Origin of the sequence: Arachidicoccus sp., from assembly GCF_050436765.1 — a bacterium.
GTDB lineage: Bacteria > Bacteroidota > Bacteroidia > Chitinophagales > Chitinophagaceae > Arachidicoccus.
The window spans coordinates 1-8,962 of record NZ_JBNQGD010000369.1 but is presented as its reverse complement, the minus strand read 5'-3'; the positions used below and the strand labels follow the sequence as shown (position 1 = coordinate 8,962).

The following is an 8,962-nucleotide window of genomic DNA, read 5'->3' as shown; positions in this document are numbered from 1 at the left end:
GCATGACTTATCGTTTTAATGGTATTACAGGAAATCATTTCATTTAATCAAAAAGCAAGAAATGATAATGTTTTAGTCTTTGCTATTAATTTATTTTTATTATAAAATATTCTTTGAATAATTTGAATAAAAGATTAAGTTTTTCCATAAATAGGCTTAACTTATTGCAACATATTCCTGGAAACCGATGAATCAAATCTTTCTATCTCCGCCTTGGGTAACTTTGCCAATTCCTTCCATTGCTTATCTCCTCTGACGCCCGCCGCATGCACATCAAAGGGCTCAAATCCAATTTTTTTGATTATCGAATTATTTTTAAAATTAAAATTGAAGTCCTGTGCGTTTACAAATTGCGGATCCGCCATAAAGCTATGCAAGTCTTTTGCGCTATTTCGTTGCCATTCTTTCAAGGTGGAATAATTTATCGGATTGGCACTATAAGAACCGGTAGATTGAATAAAAATGACATGGTCATTATGCAAGTTCCAGTAGCAATTACTATCGAGGGTGATGTTTCCTTTTTGCCAGGCACCTTGTAGAAAATAACCACTATCCGCAAGTATAATATTGTGTTTAAAGTTAAGACTATGGTGCTTTTCGATCAAGGAAAACTGTGCCTGAAATTTTTTATTAAATGCGATAATATTATTGCGGATAATATTATCTTTTCCATAATGCTGGTGAAAGCCGCCTGTTTTAGTGTGGTATACTAAATTTTTTTCCATTACAATGTTGCTGGTACCTTCGTCGGCGTAGAGTCCCCATCCTCCATAATCGTAAGAATATACATCGTTTATCCTGTTATGGCTTACCTCTGTTCCGGTCGCCTTGCCTAATGTATAAATTGCTGCCATATCACTTAGGACGCCCCATCCGATATGGTGAATATGATTATAGATGATTTTATTATTTATGGAAGGACTAAACGCATATCCCCAAACCCATCCAACTGAGATTCCTGTATACCTGAAATCTCCAACGTCGTTATGAGAAATAATATTATTGCCGGACTGAGCGACAAAGACCCCGACGGCGGACGGAAAATCTAATCCGCCACAATGTATAATGCAATTATCAATTTTGTTGCCGAATGTCCATTGTGTTTTGTTGTCACGAATAACCGTTTCGCCTACTCTTATACCGCCGGCGCCCAAATCGTGCAGATAGCTATTGGCGATTTCACAATGTTGGACTCCTTTTCTTAGCCAAATGGCATATTGGCCTGTGTGTGCAATCTCGCAATGATTGAAACGGACGTTTCGTGCATTGTCGATCATTATAGCAGCATCTATTTGCTGCGCAGCCTGGTATGATTGGTAGCCATTAAAATTGTAGTTGCAATATTTGAATGCGATGCCATCAAATAAAATATTTTCCACGGGAATGCTTGAGTCCCCCTGTATAAGTAAAAGTTTTTCCAAAACCGGAATGACCCCTACCTGTTCTTTTATATTCTCAGCCGGGATGTATTTTATCGTATCATCATCTAGTATCCATTCATTTGCCGTGTCTAATGCTGCGGCGTAATTTTCCACATAATATAGGGACGGCTTTCCAATCAGCGCCCAATCGCCAAGTAAAGTAGCTGTGGAATAAAAGGACGTGTCAGTAGTGTTTAACGAATCAATAGTATGAATCGTATTATCCCATTTATGGTACATATTAAACCATACTTTATGTAGGGCCGCAGGTGGTAGGGCCGAAAGTGTTTTGAATACGTGGGGTGGAATTTGAAATTGTTGTGTAAAGCGTAGTGTATGTTGAGTATCGGCAACACTGGTTACCTTTCCTAACGTAAAATAATGGTCAATATTTGGTGTCCTTGCTCTAATTGCTCGTTTGCCATGTATGTATAAATCGTAGGGCCGGATACTATCGGCATTTTGCACTGGGGCAGACAGAATATGGTTGCCGTGCATTGTTATTTCTTTGCCACCACTAATGACTGGATAGCTATTGGGCAACGCTTTGAAAACTATCTGTAAATCTTTTGTCCCGCCATTTTGAGAATTTATTTTAATCGGTTGATCCAAGTAATAATCGCCACTATTAAAAAAAATTGTAATAGTTCCTTTTGGATTTTCTTTCTTTAAATTGGGTAACATTGCTATCGCCTTTTGCAACGTAGTTGGCGATTGTTTTGAGCCATTTCCCTTACCGCTAGGTGACACATAAATGGCAACATTGCCTGCGAAGGCTGGTAAGAAAATGCACGAAAAGATAATTGCAGCGAGCGTTTTCAACATAATTGTTTTTTATTTAATGATTAAAAGATTCAAAATTTTATCTTTTTATAGGCCGATATTTATAATATATGTATTTAAATGTTATCCGATGATTGAATTTGCGCTCCGGGTTGAAAGCATATCCAGTCCTCTATCTCTATCCCTATAGGTACACGCTAAGTATTCTCCACCTATTCGCAGCGGTACCTTTCATTGAAAGCAAGGGAATATTTCACTGTGAAACATGGGGCGAATCATTTCACTACTTTAAAAAACGAACGGTTTCTTATTGCTTTTTACTGTGTTGCATTTAGTGCATTTTCAATTTAATATCCACAACCCCCATGCCTTGTACTACAATATTTTTATCGTTGGGGCTTTTGGCTTTTGTGTCAACAGCTACAATATTTAAAGGTTTAATGCTTTCCCAGATGAATGCTGTTTTTTCCGCCGTAGGTTCAGGATTGTAAAGTCTAACCAGGTAATTACCGTCGCCATCGGGTGTAATGTTAGTGACTACAATACGGTTACTTGTTAATCTAAACATTGCTGAAGGAAGTACTTCTTCTTTTTTAACGGTAATAGCCATTAAGGGGTCTGTAAATGCTTCGGCATTTCTTTCCATTTTAGAAGAGTTGATCATTCTATGGGGGCGTAATGCATATCTGAAATGCGCAACACCGTCTTGGTCGGCTTTATAATTCGTGTACCAATAATTATTCATTACATAACTAAACCAGGTAGCAGTTGGCTTTGCGGAGGTTCTCCACTTTTTAAGACTTTGATTGATTAATAACCTTTCGTCTATCATGCTATCGGGCTCTAGCAGAGGCGCTTGCAGTAATATTAATTGCACACCATTGTTGACTGTTGACGCATCTAACCACCTTCTTGCATATAAAAAGTCCCTGTTCGAGCCAGGTAGCTGATTTCCCAAGTACGCCATTGTACCATAACCCGCATCTACCGTTGTATTAATAAGGGATGAGTTAAAAGGAAATCCAAAATGAACAGCTTCCTTTGTTCTTATTGCTTTTTTGTCTATAATATTTTCAATCTCCACTTCTCCGCTTCCCGTATATAAGGATATTTTTCTTTCTAGGCTATTGGCGCCCGGTGCTTCTGAGCTAATTGCAATAGTGGTAAGTACCGGTCCATGTTCTAATATTTTTATTTGTACTTTCCCATTTGTTTCAGCGTCTGCCGGATTGTATCCAGGTACATACCAATAGCTGTTCAATCCTTGCTTTCTAAATTGCCCGGCATAATTGAACCCGGTTGTATCTTTCAAAGTTGTAATACTTCCATTGACCTTATCCCAGCGTATCCATATTGTCCCATTAGATAAAGAACTATCTGTAACAACAAAATTTTCTCCTTTCGAAGACGGCGGCTGTTCATCTGTAACCTCAAAAATAGAAGTCCCCAACGGTGGTACATTGTGGGCAATAAAAACAGCTGTTCCATCACTTAGTCTTTGCAGAGGCATTATTTCGCCGGACGTACTTTTTACGGAATTGCCATGAATGTCTGCAGAGATCATTACCGGCCCGCTACGACTCCAGGAAGAAGTATTGATTACTGCAATTCTTTTCGATTGGGTATTACACAATGGACCAAGCAAATCTTTTTGCAAAGAATTAATTTCGCTGTCGGCGTCCAACATAAATTGTTTTTTTATGTGCCACTGCTTCGTAACAAAAGGTAAATCTGGTTCGGTCGTACTATTATATGCGCCCCAGGTATGTTCGTGAAACATGATAATATTTCTCCAGGCTTGATAAAATTTGTCTTGGTTATACGCTGTTGGTTTAAACATAGAATATAAGGTAGATAGTTGTTGTAAACGCAAACTATTTATCCTGTTTTTCCCTTCTTCATAAGCGGAGGAGAATGCGCCATCTTCCCAGTATGGTGTTATATCTCCCTTTACCACAGGAATACTGGCTCCATATTTCTTCTCGAATTTTTCGAAAAGCTGTTGGGTGGTATTTAAGATAATTTTCGGAGATGCATATTTTTCGTTCCATTGTTTCACAAAATCTGAAATAGTGGTGTCAATCGGACCGTTGTCAGAAACAATGTTATAACGCCACTGAACCATATCATAAGGATATTTTTCCGCAGTCAGTTCATTCAAATAGGCTGCAATCTTTTTAGGCCCTTTATCAAAGATACCGCCAATAGGAGTGCCATGCCATGATGAATAGCCTTTTCCGGCGACCCAAAATAGTAATTTTTCCTTACCCGAAGGAGATGTCCACCAAACGGGTTTATCGCCCCAGGTTCTTAAAAATGATCCAATCCTATCTCCTAAATAAGGATGGGATTCGCCCAAAAAATTAGGTCCGCTGGAGAAATATTTTATTCCCCCTTTAGCAAAAGAGAGTCTTTATTGAGCGATAGATGAAAAGTAGTGAATATAATCTCTCCTTAAGAAGGATGTGATTCGCCCATCAAATTAGGTGCGCTCGATAAATATTTTATTCCACCTTTAGCAAAAGCAGTTACTGTAGTCCAGGCATATCCAGGTACATCAGAGATCATAGCGCTGTTAATTGTAAACCCAAATTCTTTTCTCAGCTTTTCAGCATAGTCCGTATAATGGAATGTTTCTTCCGGTTCGCTCAAACCCGTGAGTATATTGGCATACAATCCTGACAAACCGATACTCCCGCCTTTTACGTCTGCAATAAATCTTTGTTTTTGTGTGGGTGTGGCCTGTCGTAAAAAATTTTCGACCGACCAAAGAGATTCAACATTCCATTTAAATTTTGCCGCGTCTGGATAATCTTTTGTTTTTTCTATCATATGTAATGCATCACGAATGTTCTTATCATGGATTTTTACAATTTCGGGCTGAACATCCGAGTATCCTATGTCGGTATGTGAATTATGGATGAAATCAAGTTCGCGGTAAACAACGGGCTCTAGCGTTACAAATTTATGTACCAGGATCTTTTTGCCGGCAGATACGCTTACATATATACGATCTTTGTGTTTAACAGCACTTATAGGTATATCAAAACTATTGACTCCATCCTTTTCGATGAAGGAAAGTGATTCTTTGTGATTAACTTGAACGTGTAGGGTTGCGTTTTTACCAAAATGAAGTGCCGTTAATACTATTGGCTGCTTTCCGTTCTTTAAAAGAAAAGGCATTGGATTAATATCAGCTTTTTCTACAAAGGCAAACTTGAAGGCCATATACCAGTCGTTACTGTTTTGAGCTTCTCCTATCACTTTAATGGTAATCGGAAGTCCAGGCTTAACTTTATCCAATGGCAGCCTCAGGTAATTAAAGCCATGCGCATCATTGGATGCATCTCTTTTTGTTTGTTCAAATACGAGTGCAGAACTGTCTGGTGCAACAAACTTCCAATTGGGCCTTTGATTGTGGGGTAATGTGGTAAAGGTCAAAAGTTTTTTGTCATTTACATATAAATCAAAATTTCGGTCGCCACTACTGGTGCCTGAAGAATGTCCGGCAACCCAACTAAAATAGACATATTTACCTTTGGCATTTTTTGGAACCGGAGCTGTTTCCCACTCAATAATTTTTTTACCATTAGTCGTCCTAGTTAACAATGCCGTGGTGGCATAATCTGGGAATGCTGAATAATAGCCGATATTCTCGCCAGTGATCTCTTTGCTATAACCATTAATCCAGTTTATCTTCCCAAAAAAGGGAACGTTTTTTTGAGCATTTATACTTTGTGATAAAAATAAAAGCGTGAGGGCTGAAAAAAACATTTTCAAACCTTGGGGGGCGTTATTTGATTGCATATAACTATAAATTTGAAATTATTTGAAATTATTTAGAGTGTGTGCGCATTGTCCAATTGCCAGAATCTTTCAATTTCCTCCAGAGATTTTCCTCTCGTTTCCGGGATCTTTTTCCAAGTTATATAAAAAGCATAGGCGCTGAAAACTGCAAATACTAAAAATGTCACAGAAGCACCTGCCCCATGAAGCAATACAGGAAAGAATTGGCCCACAATCCAGTTGGCTACCCATAAACTCATGGTTGATATAGCTACAGCTTCGCTGCGATAGTTTGTTGGAAATATTTCGGAAATAATGACCCATGTAACGGGACCAAAAGAAAAGGAGAAGCAAGCAGTAAAAAGAATAACAGGAATCAAGACGAACCAGGCATTTGAAATGTTGGCTGCAAATACTACTGCTGCTAAAAGCAATGATAATATAGCGCCCCCAATACCCCAGAGCAGCAAGGGTTTTCGGCCAATCTTATCAATGAAATAAATGGCCACAAAAGTAAACAATGTGTTTACGATGCCAATGGTAACCTGTCCTCCTAAAGCATCGCCAAGCTGAAAACCTGCTTTCTCAAGGATTGTAGGACCGTAATAAATAATAGCGTTAATGCCACTAAACTGCGATAAAGCTGCCAGGAGTATTCCAATGAACAAAGGCTTTTTCATGTTGCCCTTAAATAAATCGGCCGGCCGCTTGTTGGAAGTAGTTTTAAGTGAATCTTGTATGACGTCTAATTCTGATTTTGCGTGTTCTGCTCCAGATATTTTAAATAATACCTTTTCTGCTTCTGGATTTCTTTTTTTCAATGCCAGCCAACGAGGACTTTCAGGAACTAAAAGGACCATTAATAAGAAAATAATTGCCGGAATAATACCAACCGCGAACATGGCTCTCCATACTTGCGTTGAAAATATCAGATGCATCCATCCTTCGTTGGTGAAAGTAGTTTTAACTCCCGTTTGGATGACAGTGTTTGAAAAATAAGCAAGTAAAATACCCACGGTAATGGCCAGTTGGTAATAGGTTACCAGTTTTCCCCTCAAATGGGAAGGCGCAATTTCTGCGATGTACATTGGACAGATTACAGAAGCCATTCCAATACCTAATCCTCCAGTTAAACGAAAAGAAATAAGCGAAAATGAGTCCGGCGAATAGGCACAGCCAAATGCGGAGATGGCAAATAAGGCGGCGGATATCAACATTACTTTTTTACGGCCCCAGTTATTCCCCAGCTTACCACTTATTACCACACCTATAATACAACCAAGCAACGCCGAACTTACGAACCAGCCTTCCATAAGTGATCCCATCGCGAATTGTTCCTTTACAAAACTTATGGTTCCGGAAATAACAGCCGTATCAAAGCCAAATAAAAGGCCGCCCAAAGTAGCTGTAACAACTATCAGTGCCAATTGGCCCCATCGTATCGAATTGTCTTTGCGCATTATTTCCATTGTTTAAAAATTAAAACAGGATTCTTCCTTTACATAAGCTACTATTAAGAATGCTTTCCCACTTCCGTGATAACGAATTGAATAGTTTCCAACAGAAGCAGGAATAACAAATGTCTCGGCAAAATGAAATGTGGATATTTTGGTATTAACCATTACTTCTACCATGTCACCTTCGACCAACATACAAAGATGGCATTGATTATTTGTATTCATTTCAATGGCTCCGGTAAATTCATATCGGTCAATAGCATAAAAATGCGCTTCGTGTGTCGGCAGATTTATTTTTCTACCTTCTTGCCATTGTTTTTCAACAACGGGTTGTGCTATTAATTTCTCGTGTACATAGGCCCCTTTTCTATCGAAGTAAAGATTATTAAAAGCATGATCAATATTGATTGGGCGCGCCTTTCCATTAAGATCGAGGCGTAACCAATCGTACATTTTGAAAGTGAAAATATAAGGCGTACTGCTTATTTCCAATACGAGATTGTTTTTCCCGGAAGCATGAATAGTCCCGTTGGGAATAAGAAACAAATCATGTTTATGGGCCTGTAGTTTTTGTACATATTTTTCCGCTTGTATTTCGACACTTGTATTTTGAGCGTCTAATAAAGCCGTTTTAAATTCGACCGGATCAATATCATTTTGAAAGCCTAAATAAACATTTGCATTTTGGTCGCAATCGAGTATGTAATAAGTTTCGTCTTGCGTAAAATTTTCTCCAAATTTCTCCTGAATATAATCTGTTCGCGGATGACATTGAATGGAAAGATTTCCGCCATCATAAGTGTCTAAAAAATCAAAGCGTATGGGAAACTCATTTCCAAATCGCTGCGCAGCATTGCCTAGCAATTTCTTATTATCTAAAAATAACAGGAAGTCAAAGGATACTTCCAATAAATATTTATTTCCTTCTATAACTATGCCATTTTCAGGAGTAATCAATTCAAAAGACCATGCATAGTTTATCTCTTCTTTGTTTAGGCCTTCAATTCTATTTTTCATCCAATTACCGCCCCAAATTCCTGCTTCAAACCATGGTCTAGCCCTAAAAGGCTGGTGCAGCATTTCATTCAAGGCCAGTCTAAAGTCATTGCCGTCCATCCAGGTTATTTCATCAACGCGTTGTTCATCAACTATGCAATTTATTTTCTCTAATAATTGTTCTTTGTGTTTATTTAGCACAGGCCAGTCAACAAAATAAAATCGCTTATACATTTGCTTGTCTGAGTCCACTTGTTGAGTTCCAAAATTGCTTATACTTCTTGCCCTCATTCTATATTGAATTTCATTCTTAGGCACTTCGACATACACCAATAACGCCTCCCAATTGCTCAAAGCTGCACCAGATCCATAAACAATAGATATGTCGGCATCGCCATCCGGACGTCGGTCAGTGATCAGGAAGCGGCCACCAACCCGCGCGTCGATCTCGCAGCGGATGATCTCGCCGTCCGGAGTCGCGAACAGGAAACCGGCGGCTTCTGACGGGTCGAGCCACGC

At 38.9% G+C, this 8,962-nt stretch carries 5 protein-coding genes; all 5 read right to left on the bottom strand.

All coding sequences use genetic code 11. The features are described from left to right. Positions 1-161 precede the first annotated feature (161 nt). A complete protein-coding gene (locus tag ACQR30_RS15585) occupies positions 162-2,246 on the bottom strand; it encodes a right-handed parallel beta-helix repeat-containing protein (protein WP_429736682.1) in 2,085 nt (694 codons plus the stop codon). A 289-nt stretch (positions 2,247-2,535) separates the two neighbouring features. Beyond that, on the bottom strand, positions 2,536-4,563 hold the full coding sequence (locus tag ACQR30_RS15580) for a hypothetical protein (RefSeq protein ID WP_429736681.1): 2,028 nt from the start codon (positions 4,561-4,563) through the stop codon (positions 2,536-2,538). 95 nt (positions 4,564-4,658) lie between these two features. Beyond that, positions 4,659-6,011 (bottom strand): hypothetical protein, encoded by a 1,353-nt coding sequence (locus tag ACQR30_RS15575; RefSeq protein WP_429736680.1) that lies wholly within the window; start codon positions 6,009-6,011, stop codon positions 4,659-4,661. A gap of 32 nt (positions 6,012-6,043) precedes the next feature. Continuing rightward, a complete protein-coding gene (locus tag ACQR30_RS15570) occupies positions 6,044-7,459 on the bottom strand; it encodes a sugar porter family MFS transporter (RefSeq protein ID WP_429736679.1) in 1,416 nt (471 codons plus the stop codon). A gap of 3 nt (positions 7,460-7,462) precedes the next feature. Next, the coding region (locus ACQR30_RS15565) for a class I mannose-6-phosphate isomerase (protein WP_429736678.1) at positions 7,463-8,962 on the bottom strand (1,500 nt) is incomplete at its 5' end.